This is a genomic window from Lysinibacillus sp. RC46, assembly GCF_041262385.1.
Lineage (GTDB): Bacteria > Bacillota > Bacilli > Bacillales_A > Planococcaceae > Lysinibacillus.
In genome coordinates this window covers 1-23,695 of the sequence record NZ_JBGCCF010000020.1, presented here as the reverse complement: position 1 = coordinate 23,695, position 23,695 = coordinate 1, and the positions used below count along the sequence as shown (strand labels likewise).

The 23,695-nt window shown below is 35.3% G+C and carries 36 protein-coding genes and 1 pseudogene; 7 read left to right on the top strand and 30 right to left on the bottom strand.

The genetic code is table 11. From position 1 onward, the window contains the following. Positions 1-43 precede the first annotated feature (43 nt). The 23 genes from ABH966_RS17445 to ABH966_RS17335 form a co-directional block, all read right to left on the bottom strand. Positions 44-1,759: a terminase large subunit domain-containing protein gene (locus ABH966_RS17445; protein WP_370080556.1), complete on the bottom strand. Its 1,716-nt coding sequence runs from the start codon at positions 1,757-1,759 to the stop codon at positions 44-46. Then, positions 1,756-2,088, bottom strand: a complete 333-nt coding sequence (locus tag ABH966_RS17440) for a terminase (RefSeq protein ID WP_370080554.1) — start codon at positions 2,086-2,088, stop codon at positions 1,756-1,758. Before ABH966_RS17440 ends, ABH966_RS17445 begins: the two co-directional genes overlap by 4 nt. 133 nt (positions 2,089-2,221) lie before the next feature. Further along, a complete protein-coding gene (locus ABH966_RS17435; RefSeq protein ID WP_370080552.1) occupies positions 2,222-2,572 on the bottom strand; it encodes an HNH endonuclease in 351 nt (116 codons plus the stop codon). Between the two features lie 2 nt (positions 2,573-2,574). After that, on the bottom strand, positions 2,575-2,859 hold the full coding sequence (locus tag ABH966_RS17430; RefSeq protein ID WP_370080550.1) for a hypothetical protein: 285 nt from the start codon (positions 2,857-2,859) through the stop codon (positions 2,575-2,577). Positions 2,860-3,225: 366 nt separating this feature from the next. Beyond that, complete coding sequence (locus tag ABH966_RS17425; RefSeq protein WP_370080548.1) at positions 3,226-3,834, bottom strand: hypothetical protein; 609 nt, start codon at positions 3,832-3,834, stop codon at positions 3,226-3,228. Between the two features lie 103 nt (positions 3,835-3,937). After that, positions 3,938-4,135 carry a hypothetical protein gene (locus ABH966_RS17420; RefSeq protein ID WP_370080546.1) on the bottom strand — a complete coding sequence of 66 codons (198 nt, stop codon included), beginning with the start codon at positions 4,133-4,135 and terminating at the stop codon, positions 3,938-3,940. Positions 4,136-4,238: 103 nt separating this feature from the next. Next, positions 4,239-4,724: a hypothetical protein gene (locus ABH966_RS17415; protein WP_370080544.1), complete on the bottom strand. Its 486-nt coding sequence runs from the start codon at positions 4,722-4,724 to the stop codon at positions 4,239-4,241. A 261-nt stretch (positions 4,725-4,985) separates the two neighbouring features. Next, positions 4,986-5,678: a hypothetical protein gene (locus ABH966_RS17410; RefSeq protein ID WP_370080542.1), complete on the bottom strand. Its 693-nt coding sequence runs from the start codon at positions 5,676-5,678 to the stop codon at positions 4,986-4,988. Between the two features lie 330 nt (positions 5,679-6,008). After that, positions 6,009-6,425 carry a transcriptional regulator gene (locus tag ABH966_RS17405; protein ID WP_370080541.1) on the bottom strand — a complete coding sequence of 139 codons (417 nt, stop codon included), beginning with the start codon at positions 6,423-6,425 and terminating at the stop codon, positions 6,009-6,011. 39 nt (positions 6,426-6,464) lie between these two features. Then, positions 6,465-7,451 (bottom strand): DNA-methyltransferase, encoded by a 987-nt coding sequence (locus ABH966_RS17400; protein ID WP_370080539.1) that lies wholly within the window; start codon positions 7,449-7,451, stop codon positions 6,465-6,467. A gap of 73 nt (positions 7,452-7,524) precedes the next feature. Further along, positions 7,525-7,938 (bottom strand): hypothetical protein, encoded by a 414-nt coding sequence (locus ABH966_RS17395; protein ID WP_370080537.1) that lies wholly within the window; start codon positions 7,936-7,938, stop codon positions 7,525-7,527. Between the two features lie 17 nt (positions 7,939-7,955). Continuing rightward, complete coding sequence (locus tag ABH966_RS17390; RefSeq protein WP_370080535.1) at positions 7,956-8,417, bottom strand: RusA family crossover junction endodeoxyribonuclease; 462 nt, start codon at positions 8,415-8,417, stop codon at positions 7,956-7,958. A 17-nt stretch (positions 8,418-8,434) separates the two neighbouring features. After that, a complete protein-coding gene (ssb, locus tag ABH966_RS17385; protein ID WP_370080533.1) occupies positions 8,435-8,944 on the bottom strand; it encodes a single-stranded DNA-binding protein in 510 nt (169 codons plus the stop codon). Continuing rightward, on the bottom strand, positions 8,937-9,092 hold the full coding sequence (locus ABH966_RS17380) for a hypothetical protein (RefSeq protein WP_370080531.1): 156 nt from the start codon (positions 9,090-9,092) through the stop codon (positions 8,937-8,939). Before ABH966_RS17380 ends, ssb begins: the two co-directional genes overlap by 8 nt. 6 nt (positions 9,093-9,098) lie before the next feature. Continuing rightward, on the bottom strand, positions 9,099-9,533 hold the full coding sequence (locus ABH966_RS17375; RefSeq protein WP_370080529.1) for a hypothetical protein: 435 nt from the start codon (positions 9,531-9,533) through the stop codon (positions 9,099-9,101). Next, on the bottom strand, positions 9,523-10,755 hold the full coding sequence (locus ABH966_RS17370) for a replicative DNA helicase (RefSeq protein ID WP_370080527.1): 1,233 nt from the start codon (positions 10,753-10,755) through the stop codon (positions 9,523-9,525). The genes ABH966_RS17375 and ABH966_RS17370 overlap by 11 nt, the downstream gene beginning before the upstream one ends. After that, a complete protein-coding gene (locus tag ABH966_RS17365) occupies positions 10,755-11,600 on the bottom strand; it encodes a phage replisome organizer N-terminal domain-containing protein (RefSeq protein WP_370080525.1) in 846 nt (281 codons plus the stop codon). The genes ABH966_RS17370 and ABH966_RS17365 overlap by 1 nt, the downstream gene beginning before the upstream one ends. Before the next feature lie 11 nt (positions 11,601-11,611). After that, the gene (locus tag ABH966_RS17360; RefSeq protein ID WP_370080523.1) at positions 11,612-12,409 is read right to left on the bottom strand and encodes a PD-(D/E)XK nuclease-like domain-containing protein; all 798 of its coding nucleotides are present in this window, start codon (positions 12,407-12,409) and stop codon (positions 11,612-11,614) included. After that, a complete protein-coding gene (locus ABH966_RS17355; RefSeq protein ID WP_370080521.1) occupies positions 12,366-13,244 on the bottom strand; it encodes a hypothetical protein in 879 nt (292 codons plus the stop codon). The genes ABH966_RS17360 and ABH966_RS17355 overlap by 44 nt, the downstream gene beginning before the upstream one ends. Next, on the bottom strand, positions 13,241-13,423 hold the full coding sequence (locus ABH966_RS17350) for a hypothetical protein (RefSeq protein WP_370080519.1): 183 nt from the start codon (positions 13,421-13,423) through the stop codon (positions 13,241-13,243). The genes ABH966_RS17355 and ABH966_RS17350 overlap by 4 nt, the downstream gene beginning before the upstream one ends. Positions 13,424-13,431: 8 nt before the next feature. Beyond that, the gene (locus ABH966_RS17345) at positions 13,432-13,689 is read right to left on the bottom strand and encodes an AbrB/MazE/SpoVT family DNA-binding domain-containing protein (RefSeq protein WP_370080517.1); all 258 of its coding nucleotides are present in this window, start codon (positions 13,687-13,689) and stop codon (positions 13,432-13,434) included. 13 nt (positions 13,690-13,702) lie between these two features. After that, a complete protein-coding gene (locus ABH966_RS17340; RefSeq protein ID WP_370080515.1) occupies positions 13,703-13,849 on the bottom strand; it encodes a hypothetical protein in 147 nt (48 codons plus the stop codon). Beyond that, positions 13,821-14,291: a hypothetical protein gene (locus tag ABH966_RS17335; protein WP_370080513.1), complete on the bottom strand. Its 471-nt coding sequence runs from the start codon at positions 14,289-14,291 to the stop codon at positions 13,821-13,823. Before ABH966_RS17335 ends, ABH966_RS17340 begins: the two co-directional genes overlap by 29 nt. A 58-nt stretch (positions 14,292-14,349) precedes the next feature. Between ABH966_RS17335 and ABH966_RS17330 the strand changes: the two genes are divergently transcribed. After that, entirely contained in the window at positions 14,350-14,694 is a 345-nt protein-coding gene (locus ABH966_RS17330) for a hypothetical protein (RefSeq protein WP_370080511.1), read from the top strand. Between the two features lie 315 nt (positions 14,695-15,009). Here the strand turns inward: ABH966_RS17330 and ABH966_RS17325 are convergent, their stop codons facing one another. Both ABH966_RS17325 and ABH966_RS17320 read right to left on the bottom strand, forming a co-directional pair. Continuing rightward, complete coding sequence (locus ABH966_RS17325) at positions 15,010-15,195, bottom strand: hypothetical protein (protein WP_370080509.1); 186 nt, start codon at positions 15,193-15,195, stop codon at positions 15,010-15,012. A gap of 20 nt (positions 15,196-15,215) precedes the next feature. Then, the gene (locus ABH966_RS17320) at positions 15,216-15,398 is read right to left on the bottom strand and encodes a helix-turn-helix domain-containing protein (RefSeq protein ID WP_370080507.1); all 183 of its coding nucleotides are present in this window, start codon (positions 15,396-15,398) and stop codon (positions 15,216-15,218) included. A 389-nt stretch (positions 15,399-15,787) separates the two neighbouring features. Here ABH966_RS17320 and ABH966_RS17315 point away from each other — a divergent pair, with 389 nt between their 5' ends. From ABH966_RS17315 to ABH966_RS17305, 3 genes are all read left to right on the top strand, one after another. Continuing rightward, positions 15,788-16,117 (top strand): helix-turn-helix domain-containing protein, encoded by a 330-nt coding sequence (locus ABH966_RS17315; protein WP_370080505.1) that lies wholly within the window; start codon positions 15,788-15,790, stop codon positions 16,115-16,117. Positions 16,118-16,127: 10 nt separating this feature from the next. Next, positions 16,128-16,622: an ImmA/IrrE family metallo-endopeptidase gene (locus ABH966_RS17310; RefSeq protein ID WP_370080503.1), complete on the top strand. Its 495-nt coding sequence runs from the start codon at positions 16,128-16,130 to the stop codon at positions 16,620-16,622. Between the two features lie 75 nt (positions 16,623-16,697). Next, positions 16,698-18,584 (top strand): recombinase family protein, encoded by a 1,887-nt coding sequence (locus tag ABH966_RS17305; RefSeq protein WP_370080501.1) that lies wholly within the window; start codon positions 16,698-16,700, stop codon positions 18,582-18,584. 47 nt (positions 18,585-18,631) lie between these two features. Here ABH966_RS17305 and ABH966_RS17300 read toward each other — a convergent pair whose 3' ends face one another. Genes ABH966_RS17300 through comGA form a run of 3 tightly spaced genes read right to left on the bottom strand, consistent with a single transcriptional unit; the run spans position 18,632 to position 20,796 of the window. After that, positions 18,632-18,715, bottom strand: a complete 84-nt coding sequence (locus ABH966_RS17300; protein WP_370080723.1) for a prepilin-type N-terminal cleavage/methylation domain-containing protein — start codon at positions 18,713-18,715, stop codon at positions 18,632-18,634. Between the two features lie 10 nt (positions 18,716-18,725). Continuing rightward, positions 18,726-19,799, bottom strand: a complete 1,074-nt coding sequence (gene comGB / locus ABH966_RS17295) for a competence type IV pilus assembly protein ComGB (RefSeq protein WP_370080499.1) — start codon at positions 19,797-19,799, stop codon at positions 18,726-18,728. Then, the gene (comGA, locus tag ABH966_RS17290; RefSeq protein WP_370080497.1) at positions 19,777-20,796 is read right to left on the bottom strand and encodes a competence type IV pilus ATPase ComGA; all 1,020 of its coding nucleotides are present in this window, start codon (positions 20,794-20,796) and stop codon (positions 19,777-19,779) included. The genes comGB and comGA overlap by 23 nt, the downstream gene beginning before the upstream one ends. A gap of 325 nt (positions 20,797-21,121) precedes the next feature. On the opposite strand from comGA, the gene ABH966_RS17285 reads away from it, so the two are divergent. Together ABH966_RS17285 and ABH966_RS17280 are read left to right on the top strand one after the other, a co-directional pair. Next, complete coding sequence (locus tag ABH966_RS17285) at positions 21,122-21,832, top strand: helix-turn-helix transcriptional regulator (RefSeq protein ID WP_370080495.1); 711 nt, start codon at positions 21,122-21,124, stop codon at positions 21,830-21,832. 120 nt (positions 21,833-21,952) lie between these two features. Beyond that, on the top strand, positions 21,953-22,195 hold the full coding sequence (locus ABH966_RS17280; protein ID WP_024361272.1) for a DUF2626 family protein: 243 nt from the start codon (positions 21,953-21,955) through the stop codon (positions 22,193-22,195). 294 nt (positions 22,196-22,489) lie between these two features. Here ABH966_RS17280 and ABH966_RS17275 read toward each other — a convergent pair whose 3' ends face one another. Beyond that, positions 22,490-23,134 carry an MBL fold metallo-hydrolase gene (locus tag ABH966_RS17275; protein WP_370080493.1) on the bottom strand — a complete coding sequence of 215 codons (645 nt, stop codon included), beginning with the start codon at positions 23,132-23,134 and terminating at the stop codon, positions 22,490-22,492. Between the two features lie 168 nt (positions 23,135-23,302). Here ABH966_RS17275 and ABH966_RS17270 point away from each other — a divergent pair, with 168 nt between their 5' ends. Then, on the top strand, positions 23,303-23,482 hold the full coding sequence (locus ABH966_RS17270; protein ID WP_132356740.1) for a DUF2759 domain-containing protein: 180 nt from the start codon (positions 23,303-23,305) through the stop codon (positions 23,480-23,482). A gap of 3 nt (positions 23,483-23,485) precedes the next feature. On the opposite strand, the pseudogene ABH966_RS17265 reads toward ABH966_RS17270, so the two are convergent. Continuing rightward, a pseudogene (locus ABH966_RS17265) lies at positions 23,486-23,695 on the bottom strand (IS5/IS1182 family transposase); the annotation flags it as partial.

Below are 23,695 nucleotides of genomic sequence, written 5' to 3'. Positions count from 1 at the left end.
TCTCACCTCCTTTGTTTGCCTTCCACAGTTAAAGATGTAGACGTTAGAAATTAATCGAATTCAATGCTTTCAACGTTGTTCCAACATCAAAATCTTCTAAATCACGAGTGGCCCACATTCCATAAAGGAACATCATGAAGCCATCTGTTTTTCGCTTAATTACTTCTTTTTTGCGGTACAATTTATTACCTTTGTTATCAATAACAACGAGCACGTTATTTGTATTCCATCGTAGTACTGGGTTGTCTCCCCAAATAATTCGCCCTTCATCAAATGCTAATTCGATTTTCGGTGCTAGTAATGCGCTTGCTGCATCAGGATTACGAATGACTTCAACTTCAAATCCTTCAGCTTCAAACAAAGGCTGTAAAATTTCCATCCGGAAGTTATCGCCGATTATTTTCTTGATATTCCAACCTTCGTTTCTGCGCTCTACAAACCAATTAACAACCAAGAACGGATCCATTGATTCTTTATCAAGCACAGTTAAAAGACCATCGTTTTCCCATTCGCGAATAGGCGCAAATTTACGATGATCTTTCTTATTGTTATTTTCTGCTTTAGCTTGACTGTAACCATAATGCTTATCAACGAAAGGTTTACATGCAAACTCTTGGAATAGTTCTCGCGGAATAATATAGTTATTACTTTTAAAGAAAAGCAATCCGCACGCTACGAAATCCCTAATAGAAGCGTAATCGACCGAGCCGATACATTCACGGCTTTTTAATTCTTCTAAGTTGTACTTCTGGTCAGTTGCTTTGATTTTCTCCCATGATGTAACATTTTTTTCCAAGTCAATTCTAGGTAAGTTCATACGTTTAGTAATAAAATTTTCATAACCAGATGCATCATTTTCTAACTTTCTATATTGCTTTAATACTTTCTTGAAAAGTGTTTTAGCATATTCTGATAAAGGCTTGTGGAACATCGGATTAGCTTTTTGCCATAAATCCGTATCATTCATTTCGTTTTCATCATCTAAACAACACATAAATGGGAATAACGAATCTTCTTCTAATGACACTTGTCGACTCAATATATTCATAGCTCTTTCTTTTAATTTGTCTATGAATTTATCTCTAACAAATCCATCAGTGCTTATGAAAAACTCTCTCGAATCTTTAACTTTCCCTAAACCACCTGAAAATACATCTACAATTTCGCTGTTATCAAATTCGTGAACCTCGTCATATATGATTACTCCCTGGCGACCACCATCTTTTGTTCTAGCGTTCGATGTATGGAAATGAAATTCCGCTTTTGTTTCGATACATTCAATCATTGATTTCTTATGATTAAAGTAATCTTGTAATTCTTCATTCAAATCGATAGCATTATAAACCTCTTTAAAAGACATAGCTGCTTGATCTTCTGAATTCGCTACTATTGATACACCGTAAAAATTTATGCCGTGAAGGTCGCTAATAAAATAATTTGATAAAGCAGAAATGAATCCATTCTTACCGGCACCACGAGCCATGTAATAGAAAAATTCATCGAATACTAAGGAATCGTCGTCTTTGTAACGCAAGAAAATAAAACAGGATAAAAACTTTTGAAATGGCTCTAACTCAAAATACCATTTAGCAGAAAATCTAATAAAATTTTCGATTTGCTCATCATCAAAATATATATCTTCACGAGTTAATATATCTTCTTTTAGCCATTCAAAAAGCATAATACGTTCTTTGTTCAACATGATATCGCCACTACGCCACTGACGAATATATTCATCAACATAACTATAACTAATCAAATTAAACTACCACGCTTTTGCTTGTCCTCCACAGTTGTAGTAGAAGGGGCTGGTGTTGTCTTTAATTTAAATTTAATCGATTTTTCTAATGCTATCTTTTGAGCGTTGATCTTCATTTTCTCATTCATACTAGGATGACTTTTTATAAACTCTTGTGGACCATTCTTGATGATAATACTTACACCATCGCGTTTAATAACTTTGTCGCATTCTGCATCCAATTCATGCAAGCGAACCAAGTCATGTACCTTCTTCACTTCCAGTAAATCGGTTGTATCAATGCGTGATAATAGTTGCTTTTTCAGTTCTGTGAAACTAGGTTTCTTCATGTAACCCCTCCCCTCTGCTAGCCCCCTAACATGAGCATTCTGTGAGCTTAATTTTCAGACGATTGCCTACCCCTATCACCGGTTTCCCCATACAAAAAATTCTTTGAAACTTTTGACCCGGGGGTATATACTTTCACCACTTTTCATCATCAGCAAATCGATTACGCTTTGGTTGCCATGATGCAAACTTGAAATAACGATCATGTAGTTTGTTGTGACAATGAACGCACAAGCATTCTAAGTTGTCCATGTCTTGAGCTAACTCTGGATGATCTTCAAGCTCTTTGATGTGATGTACGATTAATGCTATCTTCTTACGTGTGCCTTTACGATTAAGCTCGTTTGTATCGATGAACACTCGACCTTCACGTTTGCATTGTTGGCATTCGTTGTTGTCTCGTTCACGTACTGCAGCGCGTAGATGTTTCCATGGTGTACTGTTGTAGAACGTACGCTTTTGCTCAAGCGTTTTGTATTCTTGCATTGTTAATCGCTACCTTCTAATCGTGTTGGTAGTTCAGTATCTTTTTCTGAATATCCACATTTATCGCATTCATGCCATGTGCTTTCACTTATATGAAAATCTGTTATCACAAGTTTTTCTGTTATCTCATATAAACTCATTTCGTTGCACTTTGGACATTCTTCTGCTTTATCAATCCTATCCAACTCATCAGCCAACGCTCCTACATGCTTTGCGATTACTCGTAGCCTCAATTTAGTTTTGTCATCGATACCTACATCAATTGTGATTCCTTCAACCTTCGCCATTGTTCATCCCTCTTTCTTAACAAAGTTGTATTCATTTTTAATCTCGCGCAATGCTATTGTGTGAAATACAGTGGTTCCGATTATTCCAATACATAATCCTAACGAAACAGATAGAAGCGCTACAAAAATTGTCATTCGCTCGCCCTCCACAATTTATAATGATTTGCTCATTAGCTTTTATAGTCTGTTTAGCTTTCGACTTTATATCTTCAAGACTGCATCAAACTCGACCCTATCGGTTACTAGTACATGCCAGTCTCATTCGGTATCTAATGTTCCTGAGATACTTACTCACCCGTAAACTAGTCCTTCGTTATTTAATTGGCTGTTTGATACAGTCTTCAATGCATAATAAAAAGACACCTGTTATTCAGATGCCTTCTCTTTATACTTATCAATTAAGTAAGCTAAATTCGCTCCACTATTCTTTTTTAAATCTCTACCTACAGATCTAAATAATCCTATTGCTATATCACATAGGACCCTATCAGAATGCACATCAACAATAAATGCTTTCTCTCTAAGAATTGGATCTACATGTGCTCCACCACTTTTATTGGCTGAGAACTTAATGAAATTCCGAATTGTAATATCCTGTTTTTTTCCTTGTAGAATTAAAGATAAAACCACCTGATCTAACCAATTCTCTAAAGGTATCGTTGGTTTATCATAGTTAAACATTTCACCTGGAATAAAGCTTCCCATTCCCTCAGACAAATTGCTTAATTCATTAACTTGAAAAAGTTTTGGATTAGGTTGAATTTTTCTTATTAGTGAATTATCAATAATTTCTTTTCCAATTTTAGTTGTATCACAAAGAATTAATCTTAATTGCCCCGCTATTACATTGTTGAATTCTTTTATCTCAAACAATTTTACTAACATAACGCTGTATTCTAAAATTTTCATTGCTTCATTATATTTATTTAATATCCCTCGGTTAGACCTTTCGTAAGTTAGATCCTTTCTTGTCATATATCATCCCTCCATAATTTACTATTATTATCTTATCATGGAGAATTCTTAATGAATACAATCATTATAAAAAGCCACACCTTGTTAGATGTGACTTAGTTACTTAATTTGAACTTGTTAAAATTACCGTAATGCCTGTACTATCTTGATAATCTTCAAATATTAACTCATCTACTAAAAAATATTTACCTTCAGAGCCAACTTTTTTACTCATCAGTAATGCTTGTACCTCTATGTCTGATAAGTTTAATACCTTTGAATTCACATCAAAACCTTCTGGATAAATCAATTGAACTTTCATTAAAACAACACCTCCCATCTACCTATCTATCATAGGATAAATGGAATTGATTGTCATTATAAGAAATATGAAGCATAATAAGAAGCCATTAAATTCATTGCTCTTAAATCATTTGTTTTTGAATCAAATTTATTATCTGCTCTGATAACTTTTCTTGTTGTTTATTATTAAAGTTCATAGAAGCTGATTCATCATTCAATAAATTTGTTAAAGCATCTAAAGGAGATTTTGCATAATTCATATATTCTTCTAGTTCAAATTTACATTTTTTATTTAATAAAAAAGAATACACTTCTATGAAATTGCTAAATTCACTGTAAATTTCCCAGTACTGATTATGTATATCTCTTATTTTTTTCTTTTCTAACAAATCAGCAGTCCCTAATTGACTAAGTATTCTTATTCGTTGTTTTTCAAATTCCTTTAACTTTGTCATTATTAAAAAGCCTTTTTCAGATAAAATATTACCTTTACGGTTCATCTTTTGTAGTACAAAATTAACAATGAATGAAAATACTATACCTGATAAAGCACTTAATGCTATTGTTTTCATCGTGTCACTTAAAAAAATATTAATTAAAATTCCCACTTTAACACTTCCCATAATTGATTAATTTACTTTTCACTTTCATCATAAATGAAAAGGAAACATATGTCACTATTAGAAAACTAAAACATAAAAAAGACTACCAATTTAGCGGTCTCACTAGTTTTTTGTATTTAATTCACATTCAATCGAATGGCATCACCCCATTATGCTAATTGCTTAATAAAATTATATTGGAATGCTTTACCGCAACAAGAAATTTAAAGGCACCCTAATAAAAAGGTGCCTCAAATCTAATTACAATTAATTAAAATATTCATCAACTTCAAACATTAGAATTTTACTGTAGATTACATATTCAGTTCGTTTAGCAAATGGTCCCATATTCCAAGTTTTTAAGAATGGATATTGTTCTAAACCAGTTCCATCGGTTCTAGCATTATACCAATCAATAAAAGCCTTTAACTCTTGAGCAGAAAGATCATATTCTTTAATGACTTCATTAATTAAAGTGACTCTCAAAATTGCTCGTTCTGACTTTAAATCTAAAGAAGGGTCTTTATATAAATCCCATTCTATTACTTTATAATCCTCCCCTTTGCTACTTCCATCAGAATTCCAAATATAAGCTTTTTTTACACCACTTATTCTTTTCGGAAGACTATATATTTGATTATCTCCAGGCACAAGTCTATCTTCTTGTGAATATAAGACAGCTCCTTTTTCATCAAGAAAACAGAGATATACCGACTGACCTTTATAGTTTTCAATATAAACTTTATATTTATCAATAACTTGCGGTGTTTCAAAATCATAGATTAAAAAATCAGATATACCTCCACTAGTACTTTCCTTTTTCAAGAGAAAACCAGTTGTACTATCGCCATTAGTTATAAGCATTGTTGTACCTAATGGATTGTTTGGATTTGTTCCATGTTTGACTGCCTTTCCACCTAATAAAGATTGTAAGTTTTCTTGTTTTAATATGTTTTCCATATCAATTCCTCCTTAATTTAAGAATAAAAAACAGTACTAGTATCTAAGTACCGTTTTTTATTCTTGATAATATCAATTTACATCATTTTTTTGCGAACTTCCCTGGTGTTAACAAGTTCACTTTCTTTCTAATAGTCACTTAATGATTCTAAATCGTACACCCACAGGCTTTTTGTATATGCTTCAACCTCTTTGTCATTCATGGTTCTTACTTCAACATAACCGCATTTTCTACGCTTATATTCAGCTTTGTGAGGATACTTGTTTAATAGTTTAGGGTGAATAAAACTATGTTCACATTTTTTATTTAATAATCTATGAAACACTTAATCACACCCAACCAATCCTTTCAGCAGTTTTATCAATAAGGATGTTCCTTTTGCGAAGAACCTTATGACGTGAAATATACAAACGGTCTGCAATATCCTCCCATTCGTAACAGCCATCCTTGTCCCAGTAACGCATGTCTACGATGGTACGCATATCCTCGTCTAACTCGCTGTATAGGTCTTCCACAGTTTTTATGATGCGTTTTAAGTTTTGATAATAGGCATCGTTAGCTAGTACCATAGCTTTCTTAGCAGTTGTATCTGAAATCGTATTACTACGACCACCGACCATCTCACCGCCTGTATTATGTGGATGCAACAACTCCCACTCACGGTATTGTAATTTCTTCTTATATTGTTCGTATTCAATCCAATATTTCTCGATGTTCTGTATTTCACTACGCGATAACGTAGGCATGTGCAGCACCTACCTTGTTTGTTTATTTCGTCAAAATGTTCAACAACCTAATTCATGAATTAGTTCCAGCTGTACTTTACTTAATCGCTTTTCTGCAATTTTTATATACTCTGGATTTAGTTCAATACCGATAAAATTACGGCCGTGTTTTAGAGAAACCAACCCTGTAGTTCCTGATCCGATAAAAGGGTCTAATACGACGCCATCCAACGGACACCCTGCTAAAACACATGGCTCAATTAAATCCTCTGGATAAACTGCAAAATGAGCTTCCTTTAACGGTTTAGTTGAAACTGTCCAAACTGATCGCTTATTACGTTTATCTCGAATCGCTCTAAAAGCATCATTACCATACTTGCCATCAAAGGAGCCTCTAGGTTTATCAGTTCGCCTTGCTTTTTGTGGTTTTCCGAATGCGCCTTCTGAACCCCTAACATCTAATGTTCCATATACAGCTGGTTCCTTAATTGCTTCGTGATCGTAATAATACTTAGGATGTTTACTTAATAGAAAAATATATTCATGTGATTTAGTTGGCCGATCAGTTACACTTTCAGGCATCGGGTTTGATTTATTCCAAATAATGTCCTGTCGCAAATACCATCCATCAGCTTGTAAAGCAAACGCTACACGCCAGGGCAAACCGATTAAATCTTTTGGCTTTAATCCTTCTACATTTTTAGAGACATTTACAACACCCATTATCGAACCATTGCTCTGCATATGATCTTTACCTGGATTACCTTTACCGTTAGCATTACGTCCTCTACCACTACCTGCGTATGCATCTCCAAGATTCAACCAAACTGTACCATCATCTTTCAGGATCCGTTTAATTTCTCGAAACACATCTACTAGAGCAGATACATATTTTTCAACTGAATTTTCAAGACCTATTTGGCCATCTACACCATAGTCACGTAGCCCCCAATAAGGAGGACTTGTAACAACTGTATTTATGCAGTCGCTGGGTAGTGTTTTGAGTACATCAAGGCAATGCCCTTGATAGATTTTATTTTGCTCCAACTTGTCACCCCCTTACTTGCTGTTTTTGGGCATAAAAAAGAGAGCCTCAAAAAGTAGGCCCTCTATTCAATTTTTATTCAGTCTTAGTCGGTTGTTGTTCGACATCATCCATACTCATTTGATCGTTTGAAGTTTCTTCTTCCTCTTCTTCTTCCTCTTTCTCATAAAATTCATCGATGGACATTTGAGAAGGTTTGATTTCTAATTTGACGTTATTGCCAGCGAATCTATAAAGCTCATAAACCTTTTTAGAATCACGTTTAACATTGAATTTTAGTACCGTCTTTTTATCATCACGTTGGATAGATACGAACTCAGCACCTACACCTTCTTGATCTTGTACTTTTAAAATAGCAATTCTACCTGGTAATTTAAGAAGCTCGTCCGCATGTGGTAGTTCATCACTTAGGATATGGAACATTAAGACCTCTTTCTTGTCGTCCTTTTGCATCTTTTTGAATAATACGTTTAGTTGAATGTTTGTCATTTTGAATATCCCCTTTATTAGTTGTTTTGGAAAAGTTTCATTTGCTCACCATTGTCAGATTCCCATTCTATTGTTACTACAGCTTTAGGACTTTCTCCGTACCATTTACGAGCTATTAACTCCGTAACTTGGCTATCATCTTTCCAAATCACATTCGTTATACCGTCTTTAATCCCTTTGACTAGGTTGTCAATATCGGGTTTCTTTGTTGGGCGTAGTGTGCCATTTATAGCCGCTGTAAGTTTGTTGTGACTTTTGATAATTTCTTGTGTTAACGGTCTGAATACATCGATAGTCAATTTAATCTCTTGTGTTATCAAACCATCAAGTGCATATTTTTCAGCTACAGCCGCAACATATTTCTTGTATTCTTTTGATTCTTTCGGATCGTAGATTGTTACGATTTTCCCTCTAGTTGTCGCTTTAGGCCTTTGCTGTGGTTGTACATTTCCTGGTATTTCAAATGTTAGTTTGTTCATGGTTTCTCCTTCCAAAATCAGAATGGAAGATCATCTTCTGACACCTCGACAGGCCCTTTACTATTTGCAAATGGATCTTCGTCTACCCTTGTATAATTCGGCTGTGCGTTTTGAGGCGTTTTAAAGTCTCCTGAGCTGTTTTGAGGAGTTGCCCCTCTATTTATATCAGAACGCACGTTCGAACCGTTCTGAGTGCCTTCTGAGCCTCTATTCGGCTCTAAGAATTGAATGCTATCGGCAACAACGTCTGTAGTGTACACTCGTTTACCATCTTGGCCCTCATAGCTACCTGTTTGAATACGCCCTTCAACGCCTATTAAATTACCTTTTCGTTGAAAGTTTGCTAGATTCTCAGCTTGCTTTCTCCAAGCAACACAACTAATGAAGTCGGCTTCTGGTTCTCCGTCCTGCCCCCTGAATGTTCGATTAACGGCTACTGCGAAGCGACATGTTGCAACGCCATTTGGTGTGTATCGTAATTCTGGATCTTTTGTTAAGCGACCAACTAGTACTGTGCGGTTAATCATGTTGCTCCTCCAATCCACTAAGGGCGATATTATGGATTTTCTCGTATGCTGGGTTCATATCGATTAAGCCTTTTGTGATTTCTATAATTTCTTGAAGTGCTGTTTGCTGCTTAAGCAACATTTCGTTTGTTTGAGTATTTTCAGACATTCGCCTCTATCCTTTCGTGAAAATCATTGCTGTCGCTGGAAAGATTAATGTTTCATCTTTCACCTGGCGTAATGATTTATTTTTTTGTTGTTCAGGAAACCAAAAGCTCATATCCATCTTGTTTGAAATGTCGTATATCTTTGTTGGGATTCTTCCAAGCTCTGTATAAACATGACCCTTTGCTGATTCTTCGCTTTTAGCGAAAATAATCATGTGCTGCTTGTTACCAAGTGGAACCGAATAAGTCTTGATTGTTTGCAAATTCAATTCATTGCGATCTCTCATTTGCTTCACTTCTTCATGATTTACTAGATTCCAGTTAATATTGTTGGCCCGATCAGTTCCCTTAACGATATTGTTTTTTAAGAGCCAGTAAATTGAGTAGGCAAGTAGTTCATCATCACACCTAATTGCATCAAGTAGTAACTCATTAAACGTCACTTACTACACCTGTCCATCTGTTGAATTTAGAATTTACTGTGCCTACTTCTCCTTCACGATTTTTAGCTATGATGATTTCAAGCGAATCATCTTCATCATTTTTCGTGTAATAAGCATCACGGTATAGGAACACCACAACGTCTGCATCTTCTTCAATACTTCCTGATTCACGTAAATCTGAAAGCATCGGACGTTTGTCAGGGCGTTTCTCTACACTTCGCGATAATTGTGCCAGTGAGATTACAGGGCAATTAAATTCTTTTGCTATTGCTTTTAATGCCTTTGATATTTCGGAGATCGATAAATGCATACTTTTGGATTCATCCGATGGTCTAATAAGTGTTAGGTAATCGATGAAAATAATTAGCTGTTTGTCAGGATTCTGATTCCGTACTTTCCTAATCTTCATTCGCATTTCTGAAATGGTTTGTCCACTCTTATCAAAGATTTCAACATTTGTTTTAGCAACCTGTGCAATTACTTTCATCCAGGATTCTTTTTGGCCCTCAGTTAATCGCTCATACAAGTTTTTCATTTTGTTACGGTTATAGTTACCTGTTGAAGCAATCATTCGATCTCGTAATTTTGCAGCAGACATTTCTAAACTAAATACAATTGGTAAACAGCCTTGCCATCCTGCTTGCTTTACACAATGCAACATGAAATCTGTTTTCCCCATTGAGGGCCTTGCAGCTACAATTATTAAATCTGTATTCTGCCAGCCGTTTGTTGCGGTCTGCAATGCCTCTAAGCCTGTAGGTATTCCCTTTGTTCCTTGCATTGGCTTCCAGGGATCTTCTGCAACCTGCATAACTAGTTCATTAATGCTGTTGTGATCATCTGTGTTGTTCGATACCAGACTGTTTAATTCATTTGTGATCTTTTCTAGATTCCAATTATCATGTTTTGCTACTTCCAAGATATTGAGCTTTTCACGCTCTCGCCATTTCTCTAGTAAGATTTGAACGTAACTATCAAACTTTTCTTCGTTTGCGAGGTTCTGAATTTTATTAAGCTTTCCAGCACCGCCAAAGTCTTCGGGCCTACCTTGCGTTAACATAGTTATTAAATCAACAACCTGGCCCTTAGCATTTAGCTCCTTCATAGCTTGTAATACATTGCGATTCTCGGCGTATTGGAAATAGCTTGTCTTTAAGTCTGTATCTGTTAGTAAGTGAGGAAACTTTAATAGCGTTCCTAATACGGCCTCTTCTGTAAGCATTAACCTTCACCTCTCGATATATCAAAATTAATTGGCTTGTACATTGTTGTTTGTCCTGAGCTTTGATTTTGTAATGGTGTTGTTGGGATCACATTGTTTTGCTCGTTTAAGTATCCTTCGAATTTAGTCCCGAATAATGTCTCAGGACGTAAATACGTGGACATTTTAGAATCTGTTAACCATTGTGCTGTTTTTATATCAATAACTTGTTTGAAATCTTCTAATGTGAATTTCTCTTTAAATCTAGCTTTAATTAATGTTTGTGTTTTCTGTGATGTATGTTTGTATTTCTTATTAGCTTTTTGATTTAGATAATCGATAATTTCTTTGTAAGGAATTGAGTCGGTTTTCTTACCCGACAATATATATTCTTTATCTATATCTTTATCTATATCTGTACCGTCACGTGACGTCACGACAACGTCACTATTTTCGGATGGAATTTCTAAGGCTAATTGCTTCTTTCTTTCCCTATATTCCTTGTTACGCTTTGCGTTTAATTCCCGTACACGTTCCATGCCGTCAATGTTTTGGTGCTTCTCCCAGTTAGCGATTAAAACAACCTCTTGTTCATCTACTTCAAGCATTTTGTAACGCTGCAGTATTTGAATGGCATATCTAACTTTTTCTAATGGCCTGTTAAAAATGATCGCCATTTCTTCAATGTTCATTGGAATGCTTTCACTTAACATGATAAAGCCGTTGTAATTTGCTTTACCTGCATAAGTGAGTAGCTTTATCCAAATGATTAAGATCGTGTCACCTTCGGGCATCCGTTCAATTAGTTTGATTTTCTCGTTATCAAACATATCTGTTTTAATCTTTATCCACGTTATGTCTGCCATTTTGGTATCACCTACTTCAAAAGAAACTCTATTTCAAAAGTATTTTTTAATTGTTTTGTAGTTCTGCAGTATACACATTCCTCACATCGTTTCGGCTCCTTATTGCCTGATTTAGCAGCAATAATGCTTGGTAAATGCTCCTTTGCGTATTCCAATTCAAAACCAAAACGGCTATCGTCAAAATGCAATATAGCTTTATCTGGCGGTGATTCCTTAGTGACTGCCACAATGTAAGGAACATAGTAAGCGCCAGTGTTTTGATATATTATTTCGCGATAAATAGCCATTTGTAGCACGTAATCATAAGCTTCAACGAACGAAACATACTTTCTATACTTATCGCTCCAATAACGCTTGCTAAGGTTCTGAGTTGTCTTTAAATCGGTGAATGTTTTACGTTCATGATTTATTGCGTCAACTTTGATTTTCCAAAGGACACCGAACAATTCACCTGTATAAATTACTTCTTTTTCACCTTCCAAGGCGAACATTGCAAAACGGTCATTTTTGATTGTTTCTATCATGGAATCGGCTTGTTTAAAGTCAGCGTATTTCCCACCTCTGGTATTGAAAATAATGCCTTTGTTATCTTCAACAAACTTATCAAAAACCTGATCGCTTTCAAAGGCTGAATGTGTATATGATCCAACTGTTAATGTTAGAGAGGAAGGGAGTTTAAGCTCGCCCTTTAACTCAGCAATTACACTAGCTTCACACTCTATCGCACTCTTAAATTGCGATACTGACATATAATTCTGATTGGCTTCATTCGAGTGGTAATTCTGGCTGTTCAGCTGGAACATTTGCATCTGACTTCACCTCATCCTTTTCTTTGTTGAAGTCTGCAGTTAGTCCACTTGTTTGTTGTTTGCCAACGTCCTTATTGAACCAATCTTCAACCCTAGATACATTGTCCTTTAATGAATTTCGAATGCTTGTAAGTTGTGCAAGATCGAACTCACTAAAAGAACTAGCATTATATCCAAAGTGTTCTTCAATCATTTCTTGTGTTACACCATAATTTTCTTTAAAGTGGCTTAAAGCACCACTAATTCGATCCTTTAGAGGTTTATCTGATTCTCCAGCTAAAGTTAAACGACATTGTTTTATAGCCATTTCAACTACATCACCGGGAATAACACCCAAAATACAAGCTCTTAATCTTCTAGCTCCATCACTAGCCACACGCTCATAAATATCTCTCGGATCGGTTAATTTAGTTAAATTTCCTCGAGCACTTCGAACATGCTTAACTGTGAATATTTTCTCTTGGCGCACATTCGTTTCAAGATCCCAACAATACGCCTTCGCAACGGATTCACCATCACGTTGTTCTAACTCCTGGATACCATAAGATAGGTTCCCCCAGTTTTGAGCTAAAACCTCAGCTAGCCTAATGGATGGCCCTTCAACTTTGGAAGTACCTCGTTTATATGCATAAGTTGCTGTAGTAGCTAAAGACGGACGTTTACAAGCATCCTGAATACGTTTTTCAGATTCAAAATAGTTACGAGGAAATTGCTTTGCTAAGAATATTGCCCCCTTAACTTCTTCCATTTCTCTTGAAGCATTAGATTGAGCTAATACACTTTGCTGGTCTGGTGACTGAGCATTATTAAACTGAGTTGTTAAGTCGTTTGTCATTTCGCATCCTCCTGTGGTAAACTACCAGTGTCATTTATAAAATTTTCACGCTCGCCATTGGTTGCACCCTTTGACGAGTTTTTTTGTTCCTTGATTTGTGTATTCTGCACATCTTCGATGTCTCTCCAGTAATCCGATTCACGGTCGTATACATCAGCGTGTGTGTAGCCTATACGCATGGAATCACCTACTTAATCAACTTAATAGCACGTTGCAGTACATCAATTGCATTCTGGCTTTTTGCATCAGCTGCTAACTTTTCTAATTCCGCTGTTACTTCTTCTTTCTCAGCATTTGGTTGATATTTTTGGATAACAATTTTGTCGCCATCTGTAAAAATTTCTAATGGATCTTGATTATCAATACCTAAAGTGTTTCTAAGTTCTTTTGGAAGAACTACGCGTCCTAAACCATCTACCTTACGAATCATACCTGTTGATTTCATTTGAAATTACCTCCTAGTTTTTAGCACGTTTACGTGCCAATGTTTTTAGTAATGTTGTATACATTGCATCTTCTAGTGGTTGTCCTTCAATACTGTGGATGCCTAATTTATTTAATTGCTCAATGACTGCATTACGCTTCAATTGCTTCATCATCGACATTTATTAAACACCCCTCTTGAAATGCTTTAACTTCTTCGATAGCGTCGATGATGCCAAATACACGTTGCTCCATAAGTTGGTATTTTCTTTGTTTACTTGACAGATGATTGTCAAATGGTAGTTCTGGAGAGCTTTTCATTGCATCTTGAGCGAAGTCTCTCAAACGTTCACCTTCTGCTTTTTGCATATCCTCTAATTGCTCAATAAGGTTGGCTCGTTCATCCACAATTCTTGCTTCAAGCTCAGGAAATTCGAACAGTTCACCTAAGTTTTCAACCGCCATATGAGGACGTGTATCATATTCACTTTGAGACTTTTCAACAAAAAGTGATTCACGGCCATTTTCATCTGCTGCATAAACTGTGGAAGGCTTCCCTGTTGTTCGATAATGAATTGCTACTACTGATAACTTTGTACCTTTAACATTAATTACTGCTTTCATTTTTATTCCTCCTTATATTTCCTTTCTGTTAAACTATTGGTAGAAAGGTGGTGTTAACATGACTATAGAAACACATGAAAATAAATATTTAAAAAATTGTCTAAACTGCGATAACGAAATTTCAGATTTGAAAGAAGATCATATTTATTGCACTCAATGTGGTTTTCCGATTCGAAATGAATGTACAGGAACTTCGAAATTTTGTTCTGGATATGGTAATGAACCTATCCAACACGATTCTGATGAAGAAGAATATATTCTAGATCCAAATGTTGCATTCTGTCCGAAATGTGCTGCACCTTCACTTTTTAATAAAAAACAGTTAATCGAAGTGAAGCATCCAAAAGTGGAAGTGGTTAAACAAACCGGCTTTAAGTATAGTGAAGATGAAATTCCGTTTTAGTAACTGTATTTTTTAATTCAAGTTTTGTTCCGCAGCGTGTGCAATACATAGCTTCTTCTATGTGAAATTCTTTACTGCACACGTTGCATTTACATTGCATTGTTTCAGCAGGCATAATTTTTGTTCCCACTCAATTAACCTCCAAATAGTTTGATAGTTTTATTTCTGACGTGATGATACAGCTTTCTTTAAAGCTTCACCGACTAATGCAACTGGAACTGGTTTAATGTTCATTGGATTAACCTCTCGCTCGTTTATTTAATGCAACTTGTTTATCCTTATCCGACATTGCATTCCATTCTGCTACTTTGATTTTCATTTTGTTCCTCCTTGATTAAATTCTTGATTTGCTATATCCCATATCTCCCTAAGAGGCTTCGTTCCATTTCCCCAATGTTGTATTAAATCTAATGCAAGTTGGGAATTACTAATTGATAACTTAGCTAATTTCTCCGGAAGATAGGCACGCATTTTAACTACCTCTTGATTAATCAGATTCAAAAGAATCACTCCATTCAAAACTAAATACATAAAATCTTGCGAATGTGTTTTATATGATCCTGTACTTTAGGACCGTCCTTGCGACCATTAATAATGTCAGATAAGTATGCGTTTGAAATACCTACTAATGCAGCGAGTTCTTTTTGACTCATTTTCCGTTTAAATAATTCAGAACGAACTTGTACTCCTAAATCTTCTGGCATAACTTTGCCTCCTTCCAAAAAGCCTTGACGTTGCTACCGTCACATAAGCTATAAATCTGAATAGTTTATACCGTCATTGGCTCGGTACCACAGCGCTTTTACAATATTTAGTGAAAATATAAGCTGAATAATTAGCTAATTGTATTGACACAAAGTATCCAATAGTATACTATTTAAACATAGCTAAATAAGACTTTAAAAAGCCTGTAAACATTACATTTATTCCGTTCCCCAACGTCAAAATGTGTTTAAATAGGTCGTATTTTTTGTACTCTTTTAGCTAATAATTTAGCTTATGTGAATATAATAATACAGTTGGATACTTATTGCAACTAAAAATATCCAAAAGTATACTATATTTTCTCTAAGCAGCCAGAAAGGTTGATATTATGCTGTTCGATAGAGTAAAAGAATTATCTGAACAACGTGGAGAAAACTTAAAAGTCGTAGCTCAAAAACTAGGTTTTAGCGAAAATGCTTTTTATAAATGGAAAACTCAAAGTCCAAAATCAGAAACACTAGAAAAGGTAGCAGACTACTTCAATGTATCTGTAGACTACCTGCTTGGTCGTACAGATGAAAAAAGATTTTATGATTCAACTGAGAAAAATGATGTGCAAACAATTGCTGCGCACCATGACGGAGAAGAGTGGACAGATGAGGAATTGCAGGAAATCCAACGTTTTAAAGAGTTTGTTCGAATGAAACGAAAAAAGTAGGAGTGATTGTATGACATACGAACAACTCGCGTTAGAGGTTTATCAAAATAATATAGAGATTTACGAGGAATGTATGAGTCCACGCTTAAAAGGATTGTATTCGGACAATATAATATGGATCAATGAGCTCATACCAACCGATATAGAAAAAACATGCGTACTTGCTGAGGAATTTGGACATCACCACACTACATCCGGGGATATTCTTGACCAATGTAGTGTGGTAAACCGTAAACAAGAATTTCGAGCACGAACGTGGGCTTACGAAAAACTTGTGCCACTTTCAAAAATTCTACAAGCTCAAAAACTACATTTATCAAATAGTTATGAGTTAGCTGATTTCCTTAATGTTACAGAAGATTTTTTAGATGCTGCACTTGATTGGTATAAAAGCAAATACGGATCATTTGTATTAATCGATAATTTCACACTTTACTTTGAACCATTAGGTGTGCTTGAAATATTTGATTGGTTCGAGACATCATTTTTACAATATGGATCTTAAATAAACTTAAACTTACTAATTTTTTACACAAAAACAGAACGTACATTCCATCTTATAAAAGGAGTATAGCTGGAGATGTTAAATCAATTACTTGTAGCAATCTATATAAGAGTTTCAACCAAATTACAAGAGGATAAATATAGTTTATCAGCCCAATTACACGACTTAACAAAATACGCTGAATCACAAGGATGGATCATTGTTGACACCTTCAAAGACGTAGACAGTGGAGCAAAGTTTGACAAAAAAGGACTACATGCTTTACTTGATTGTGTGGAGGACGGATTAGTTGATGTTGTATTAGTAGTTGATCAAGACAGGCTTTCTCGACTTGATACTGTTGACTGGGAACTTCTAAAAGATGTACTGCGCGATAATAAAGTTAAAATAGCTGAACCAGGATCGATGGTGGACTTAGATAACGAGGACCAGGAATTTATGTCGGATTTAAAAAACTTAATTGCAAAGCGTGAACGTCGTTCAATTAAGCGCAGAACAGGTAGAGGTCTACGACAGTATACTCGGGAAGGAAAACTTTGGGGCCGTCAACCTGACGAGTATAACTACGATAAAAAAGATGAAACAGTCTCTGTTAATAACGAATTTGCTTGGGTTATAGCGTATATTGATAAAATGTTTCTTGAGGATGGATATGGTGTTGGTGCAATTGCGCATCATTTAAACTCTTTTTCTAAAACACCAAACGGCAGACCTTGGCATGCAAATACAATTTACACAAAACTAATATCAAAGGTATATCACGGAGTTTTTGAAAGAACTTTTTCAAATGGTGAGACAATCGCTGTTAAAGATGCTTATCCCGTTCTAAGATCAAGAGAAACATATGAACGTATACTACATCGCATTTCTACAAATTCTGAACAATTTAATCGTTATCGAAATTATAACCATCCATTAGCACAATTGAATATTAAATGTGGTGTTTGCGGACGTAAGATTGCTTTGCAACAAGGACAAGTTGATAAATTTGGTAAACACAAATGGTATCTAGGGCATGGCATTAGACTAGCAGAACCGTGTCCGATTAATCCACGATACAACGCTTTACAAATAGTTAGACCATTGACAAAAGCAGTTAAAGATATTTTATTGAGTGAAGATACGGCAAAGATGTACCTTGATATTGACTTTGTAGAAACCGATAAATTGATTGAATTAGAAAACAAAGTAAATGTTTTGCAGAAGTCTATCGCTGACAATAATCAAAAACTCGATAAGTTGTTAGATTTATACATCGAAGGTAAACGGTCTAAAGAAAAACTCGATGAAAAATCCAATGTCATTGAGTTAGAAAACGGCGAATTGAATCAAAGACTTAAGGAAACTTTAAAAAAGTTAGAACTAATAAAAACTGAACAATATAGCTATGAAATCATAATTGATAATTTAACTTATATTGAAGAGCATTTAGCTTCTATTCACAAACTCGAAGAAGAATACAATGATCAAGATAAAGAAGAACTATTCGGTTCATTATTTGAAAGTGCAATTCTCTTCCCAAACAATAATGAACTTATACTAAAGTTACACACATCAAAAAATCTACCTTTGGAAGCTAAGATTAAAATTGATGAAGTTGTATTAGAATATGAAGAGCAGCTACTCATTTCACAAAAAGCACGATATGATGCTACACAAGAGCTTTTGAACTCTTTACCTGAACCAATACCCTTCATGGAATTAAAACGGCTCACTGGGCTAAATGCACAGACTTTACGAGAAGATGAGAAACGTTTTGGCACTTATTCAAATCTTAAATTAGGTAAAGGAAGTCCTGAGCGAAAAGCACAACAAGTTAAAAGCATTAAAAAGTTACTTGCCAAAGACCCTTCAATAAGTAGTCAAGCAATCGCAAAGGAATTAGGCATGGCACAAAACACTGTTCTGAAATATTTTAAAGAGTTTGATCTTAGAGAAGGTCGTAATTATAAAAATAAATAGTTACTTTTTGCTAGCGAACATTCATCGATATGTTTGTTCGTTAATTTCTATATGTATAATACAGAAATAATTAGCAAAACGATGAGCATTTCGATCAATGTAAATCCAGCTTGCTGCTTTAGACGTTTCATTATTATCCTCCTATACTAGTTCAATCATGTGATATATCGGTAATAATAAACTTACATATGCAGCAACTATGCACATTGCAATAATGATAAAAAAGGTTGGTTGCACAAACGCAAGGATTCTATGCAATAGTTGCTCTTGCTTTTCTGTCAATAATTCGCTGTACAGTACCAGCTCTTTTCCTAGATAACCACTTTGCTCTCCATGTTCAACAAATGTTGAAAAGTCCATCTGCCAAACCGTCATCAAATGAACAGCTTGTGTTAGCGTATCACCAAAAACAACACGCTCCTTTATACATCGTGCCAGATATTGTAGAAACGGTTGAAGTCGCTGTTCCTCTAAAATTTGTAGACTTGCCTGTAAAGAAAAGCCACTTAGGAGTAGACTTCCTAAATAAGCAGCAAATTGTCTCGTCAAAGACATTCGTATATAAATTCGAATCAATGGCGTTTTTAAAATAATATTTAGCCGGTGAGCAATCGGACGGCGTTTGAGATAAAGGTAAAAAAAGAAAATACTACAAATTACGGCTATGCTTACGACAATTAAAGCATCAGGAAAATGCAATAATACTTTTGACAAAGCAATGCTTGTCTCCTCTGTGCCAGCAGTTCGACTTGCCACCATTTTTTCTATATTAGGAAAGAAAATGGTGCGAAACACTAAAAACAACAGCATCAAAAATATAATGAGCACTACTGGATATAAGAGTAGCTTCATTAATTTTTTCTTCGTCGATTCACTTAAAGCCATTTGCTTTGCCACACCTTTTAAGGTCTCAATCATATGTCCATTATTTTCGGCAACTGCAATAGCTACTAAATGCTGCTTTGGAATTTGTAACGCTTCAAAAACTCCTAAAACACCGACACCCTGCCTCAGTCTTTCATTGACTAGCTTTTGTATTTCTTCATGCGCTTCAATATGATGGGGTAATAGAATAGAAATAGCTTGTGGGAATAAGTAGCCTTCCTGCATTAACACGCTTAATCGACTAAAAAAATGAGCTTGCTCCCTTACTCGCCATTTTGTTGCCTTTTTGTAATTTAATCGAACTCTTTCAATAAACTTTCGTATTCGCATAGATCTGACTCTCCATCAATTCTTTTTGACCTGTAAGCGTTAAATCATGTGGTAATTCAAAGCTAGTTTTTTGCATAATTGCTTTGATGGCCATTTGAAGATGAACATCGCTTAATATTTCAAACAATGCACGGCGTTCTTCTTGAACTATTGGTGATTGGAAAAGTGTTTGAGCAACAATACCGACCACAGTTTGACGAAGTTCTTCAACTGAAACGCCTAAGTCAATAAATCGATAAAGGCAGTTTATCGAATCTTTCGCATGAATAGTCGAAACTACTAAATGACCTGTTAAAGCTGCCTCGATTGCGATTTTTGCAGTCTCTTTATCACGTATTTCACCAATCATAATGACGTCAGGTGAGTGGCGCAAAATAGCCTTTAATCCTGTAGCGTATGTAACGCCAGCTCGTTCGTTTACTTGAATCTGCAAAAGGTTAGCTTGATTATTTTCTACAGGGTCCTCCAATGAAATGACATGTCGATTTAGCTCTGTCGAACAGTAATGGATTAGAGAATATAAGGATGTTGACTTACCAGAGCCTGTTGCACCTGTGAAACATAAAAGTCCTTGTTGATGTTTCACTAGTTCCATTAACAACTCTGCTACATATTTGGAATAGGATAAGGAAGTAAGTGGGAATGCATGATTTTGTAAAAGTAGCCGGATAATTAGGCTTTCTTTTAAAAATACTGAGGGAAGTGTAGAAACACGAAAGGCATATTGATCTTGTTCCATAGCTTTTTGGAAGGAGCCGCTTTGGGGTTTGCGTCGCTCGCTAATATCTAATGCCGCTAAAAATTTATAAAAGGAAATCATTCGTTCCGCAAGCCCGTTTGGTAATTCACCTGCTTGGAGTAGCTTATCATATTTTCGAAAATAAATACGATATTGTTCACGTTCTGGAACTAATAATAAATCTGATGCATCGAAATGGTAGGCTTTTAGTAAAAGTTGCTCACATTTTTGCTCAACAACCGTTTCAAAATTTTGCATATTCGCACCCCTCTTCTGGTTCATTCGAATATGACCGCTCTATTCGTTATTTCCTAGTATAGATAGGAAACGATCACGAGAAAAGCCCTTTTCTTAAAATAAAAATTTGCTATAAAATTTCCTGCCAAACATGTTTTTTGCTATAAAAATGTGGATAACATGCAAATTTCCACTAAATATGAACATAATCTTATGAAAAAGTTAATATTTATGTCTAAAGGAACTGTATCTTTTTCAATAATGCAATATAATAGAATTAACATGATTTTTTTCCTACACTTGGTAGAACAGCTAAAATTTCAAAAAATACATAGAGGTGAAGCAAATGATCAATCCATTAAAAATTACTAGTACATTGGCCGATGAAACTAGATACTCTATTTATGAGTACATTCTGCAAGAGAAGAAAACTGTAACGGTCCAAAATATCGCTGATAGATTCGGCATCCATCCAAATGTTGCACGTCTACATTTAACAAAACTCTCAGAAATTAATATAATTACAGCTGATTTTGCCAAAACTGGGAAAGGTGGTAGACCCGGGCGTGTTTATAAGGCCTCAGATAAAGGTGTATCATTAACGTTCCCGAGACGTGATGAAGATCGACTATTAAAATGGACAATCCAATTAATTCAAGAATTCGGACCATCTGCATTAGAAAAATGCAAGGATATAAGCTACCAAGACGGCTACCAACAAATGAAGAATTATGTAAATGCTGAGTTACAATTAAATAATACCCTTTCCTTCGAACAAAAGCTTCAACTATTAACTGACAATGCAGCATTAATTGGCTATATTCCGCATGTACAACAAACAGAGCATGGTAAAAGTGTGACTTTCTCCATTTATAATTGTCCATTCCAGGAGCAGCTTTCTACCCATTCAGAAATTGTTTGTTCTTTACATGAATCCTATTTAAAGGGACAGGTTGATGCTTTATATGCAAGCAATGAATTTGTACAATTTGATAGCATGATACATAATTGCGATTTATGTAAGTATGAAATAAAAGTGACAGAAATTGATAGTTAATTTTTAAATATCCAATTGTTTGTCACAAAGAAGAAGAAGTTCCAGTTTACAGATACCTTTCATATCATTTATAATGAGTAAGAGATTATTGTGTCGTGGGCAAAAGGAGGGGAAATCTTCATGGATAATATGTATAAAGTTATGGCATTCTGGACAGGTATTTTTGCAGTCATGTTCTACCTTGGTGGTATGAACGAAGTATCGCTATTATTCGTAGGTAATACAGGTTTATTCTTATTATTAGGCTTCTTAAACCTTTCAGAACGTATGTACATGTACATTTTCGGAGCATATTTAACTGTGTTCTTTGCTGGCTTCACGTACTATACAACATTTATTCACGTACCTGGTGGCGGTCATTAATACAAAGAAAAACGCGTGTCTCACCAAAAGTGAGACATGCTTTTTTTATGTAAACTTATTCACCAAATGCATGATCATATATCAAGACATAGTAAAATCCCCCTTTGCAATTACATGGTTAGATTTTGGTTATTTTATCTATCCAACGAATTGCAAGGGGGATTTTTGTATTTTATGAAGTTAATTTAGGCTTTAATTTAATCAATTATGCCTCGGCATAATTGCGTCCGGAGGCTTTAAAACGGAAATCAACCCACGCTATGACGAAGAGCCATTTTTAACTATCGCCTAACCTTAAAAACCATTCAAGAAAGGATTTGTCTCCATTTCTGCACCGACCGTTGTATAATTGCCATGCCCAGGGTAGATAATAGTATCCTCAGGTAGTGTCAATAGCTTATCATGAATGGATGTAAGTAATGTTTTTGTCGAGCCTCCAAGTAAATCTGTACGACCTACACTTTGTTCAAATAGTGTATCTCCAACAATAGCGAAGCCATCATTTTCAAATATATATGAAATACTACCTGGTGAATGTCCTGGCGTAAAAGTAGCTTTAAAATAAAAATCACTTATTTCAAATAGCTGTTCTTTTTTAATAATATTATCTTCAGCTGGGGCACCAACAGTATAATCTGGTAATGCTGCGTATTTACTAGAGCCATTTTTTGTTGGATCTCCTAACCAGCTTACTTCTTTTTCATGAATCCATACTGGAACATTAAAAGCCTCTCGGACGGCATCCACGGCACCGATATGGTCGAAATGTGCATGTGTTAAAAAGATGGCTAGTGGTTTTAGATTGTTACTGCGAATAGCCTTGATGATGCGATCTGCTTCTTCTCCTGGATCAAATATTAAGCATTCCTTGTTTTTATTCGATACGATATAACAATTCGTTTGGACGGGTCCAAGTGAATAACTTCGTACGTTTATCATTGTTATCACCTCTATTTCAATTATACAGCCTTTGCCACAATTTGACGATAAATGTTCATAGTTTAGTCTATATTAGTTCTCGACAAAAACAGGTAGAACGTTTACAATTAAGGAGGAATATTGTTTACGACATTCATTTTCTGATGTCGAAAGGAGTGTCAATTTCTAATGAACTTATTAATGGTTATTTTTGGTCTAGTTGCTATTTTAGCTGTAGTTGGTACATTCCAAGCACTTAAAGAAAAGAATCTTTTAAGCGTTGTTTTCAACTTATTAAGTGCTGCAGTATTCGGTTGGTTCGTAATTATGACTGTTATTAATAGCGGATATCCACCAAAATTACACTAAAATTTAGACAGAAAAAAGAGCAGCCTCCATTCGAGGCTGCTCTTTTTCTATCGTTTTAATTTCACTATTCTTCGCTTCTACTTTGTAGCGATTTGCGGCTAATTGCTTAAAAGCTTTTGTATTTTGAAATGCCTCTTGTTCGGCATGTGTATCCGACTTAATTGTGACAGAATACGTTTTACTTTTTGCGCCTTCTTTATAACAGCCCTCTCT

Coding starts and splice junctions, on each gene's coding strand:
- ABH966_RS17440 (WP_370080554.1), bottom strand. CDS start 2,088: ATGAAGAAACCTAGTTTCACAGAACTGAAAAAGCAACTATTATCACGC.
- ABH966_RS17435 (WP_370080552.1), bottom strand. CDS start 2,572: ATGCAAGAATACAAAACGCTTGAGCAAAAGCGTACGTTCTACAACAGT.
- ABH966_RS17430 (WP_370080550.1), bottom strand. CDS start 2,859: ATGGCGAAGGTTGAAGGAATCACAATTGATGTAGGTATCGATGACAAA.
- ABH966_RS17425 (WP_370080548.1), bottom strand. CDS start 3,834: ATGACAAGAAAGGATCTAACTTACGAAAGGTCTAACCGAGGGATATTA.
- ABH966_RS17420 (WP_370080546.1), bottom strand. CDS start 4,135: ATGAAAGTTCAATTGATTTATCCAGAAGGTTTTGATGTGAATTCAAAG.
- ABH966_RS17410 (WP_370080542.1), bottom strand. CDS start 5,678: ATGGAAAACATATTAAAACAAGAAAACTTACAATCTTTATTAGGTGGA.
- ABH966_RS17405 (WP_370080541.1), bottom strand. CDS start 6,425: ATGCCTACGTTATCGCGTAGTGAAATACAGAACATCGAGAAATATTGG.
- ABH966_RS17395 (WP_370080537.1), bottom strand. CDS start 7,938: ATGACAAACATTCAACTAAACGTATTATTCAAAAAGATGCAAAAGGAC.
- ABH966_RS17390 (WP_370080535.1), bottom strand. CDS start 8,417: ATGAACAAACTAACATTTGAAATACCAGGAAATGTACAACCACAGCAA.
- ssb (WP_370080533.1), bottom strand. CDS start 8,944: ATGATTAACCGCACAGTACTAGTTGGTCGCTTAACAAAAGATCCAGAA.
- ABH966_RS17380 (WP_370080531.1), bottom strand. CDS start 9,092: ATGTCTGAAAATACTCAAACAAACGAAATGTTGCTTAAGCAGCAAACA.
- ABH966_RS17370 (WP_370080527.1), bottom strand. CDS start 10,755: ATGCTTACAGAAGAGGCCGTATTAGGAACGCTATTAAAGTTTCCTCAC.
- ABH966_RS17365 (WP_370080525.1), bottom strand. CDS start 11,600: ATGGCAGACATAACGTGGATAAAGATTAAAACAGATATGTTTGATAAC.
- ABH966_RS17360 (WP_370080523.1), bottom strand. CDS start 12,409: ATGCAAATGTTCCAGCTGAACAGCCAGAATTACCACTCGAATGAAGCC.
- ABH966_RS17355 (WP_370080521.1), bottom strand. CDS start 13,244: ATGACAAACGACTTAACAACTCAGTTTAATAATGCTCAGTCACCAGAC.
- ABH966_RS17350 (WP_370080519.1), bottom strand. CDS start 13,423: ATGCGTATAGGCTACACACACGCTGATGTATACGACCGTGAATCGGAT.
- ABH966_RS17345 (WP_370080517.1), bottom strand. CDS start 13,689: ATGAAATCAACAGGTATGATTCGTAAGGTAGATGGTTTAGGACGCGTA.
- ABH966_RS17340 (WP_370080515.1), bottom strand. CDS start 13,849: ATGTCGATGATGAAGCAATTGAAGCGTAATGCAGTCATTGAGCAATTA.
- ABH966_RS17335 (WP_370080513.1), bottom strand. CDS start 14,291: ATGAAAGCAGTAATTAATGTTAAAGGTACAAAGTTATCAGTAGTAGCA.
- ABH966_RS17330 (WP_370080511.1), top strand. CDS start 14,350: ATGACTATAGAAACACATGAAAATAAATATTTAAAAAATTGTCTAAAC.
- ABH966_RS17320 (WP_370080507.1), bottom strand. CDS start 15,398: ATGCCAGAAGATTTAGGAGTACAAGTTCGTTCTGAATTATTTAAACGG.
- ABH966_RS17315 (WP_370080505.1), top strand. CDS start 15,788: ATGCTGTTCGATAGAGTAAAAGAATTATCTGAACAACGTGGAGAAAAC.
- ABH966_RS17310 (WP_370080503.1), top strand. CDS start 16,128: ATGACATACGAACAACTCGCGTTAGAGGTTTATCAAAATAATATAGAG.
- ABH966_RS17305 (WP_370080501.1), top strand. CDS start 16,698: ATGTTAAATCAATTACTTGTAGCAATCTATATAAGAGTTTCAACCAAA.
- ABH966_RS17300 (WP_370080723.1), bottom strand. CDS start 18,715: ATGAAACGTCTAAAGCAGCAAGCTGGATTTACATTGATCGAAATGCTC.
- comGB (WP_370080499.1), bottom strand. CDS start 19,799: ATGCGAATACGAAAGTTTATTGAAAGAGTTCGATTAAATTACAAAAAG.
- comGA (WP_370080497.1), bottom strand. CDS start 20,796: ATGCAAAATTTTGAAACGGTTGTTGAGCAAAAATGTGAGCAACTTTTA.
- ABH966_RS17285 (WP_370080495.1), top strand. CDS start 21,122: ATGATCAATCCATTAAAAATTACTAGTACATTGGCCGATGAAACTAGA.
- ABH966_RS17280 (WP_024361272.1), top strand. CDS start 21,953: ATGGATAATATGTATAAAGTTATGGCATTCTGGACAGGTATTTTTGCA.
- ABH966_RS17275 (WP_370080493.1), bottom strand. CDS start 23,134: ATGATAAACGTACGAAGTTATTCACTTGGACCCGTCCAAACGAATTGT.
- ABH966_RS17270 (WP_132356740.1), top strand. CDS start 23,303: ATGAACTTATTAATGGTTATTTTTGGTCTAGTTGCTATTTTAGCTGTA.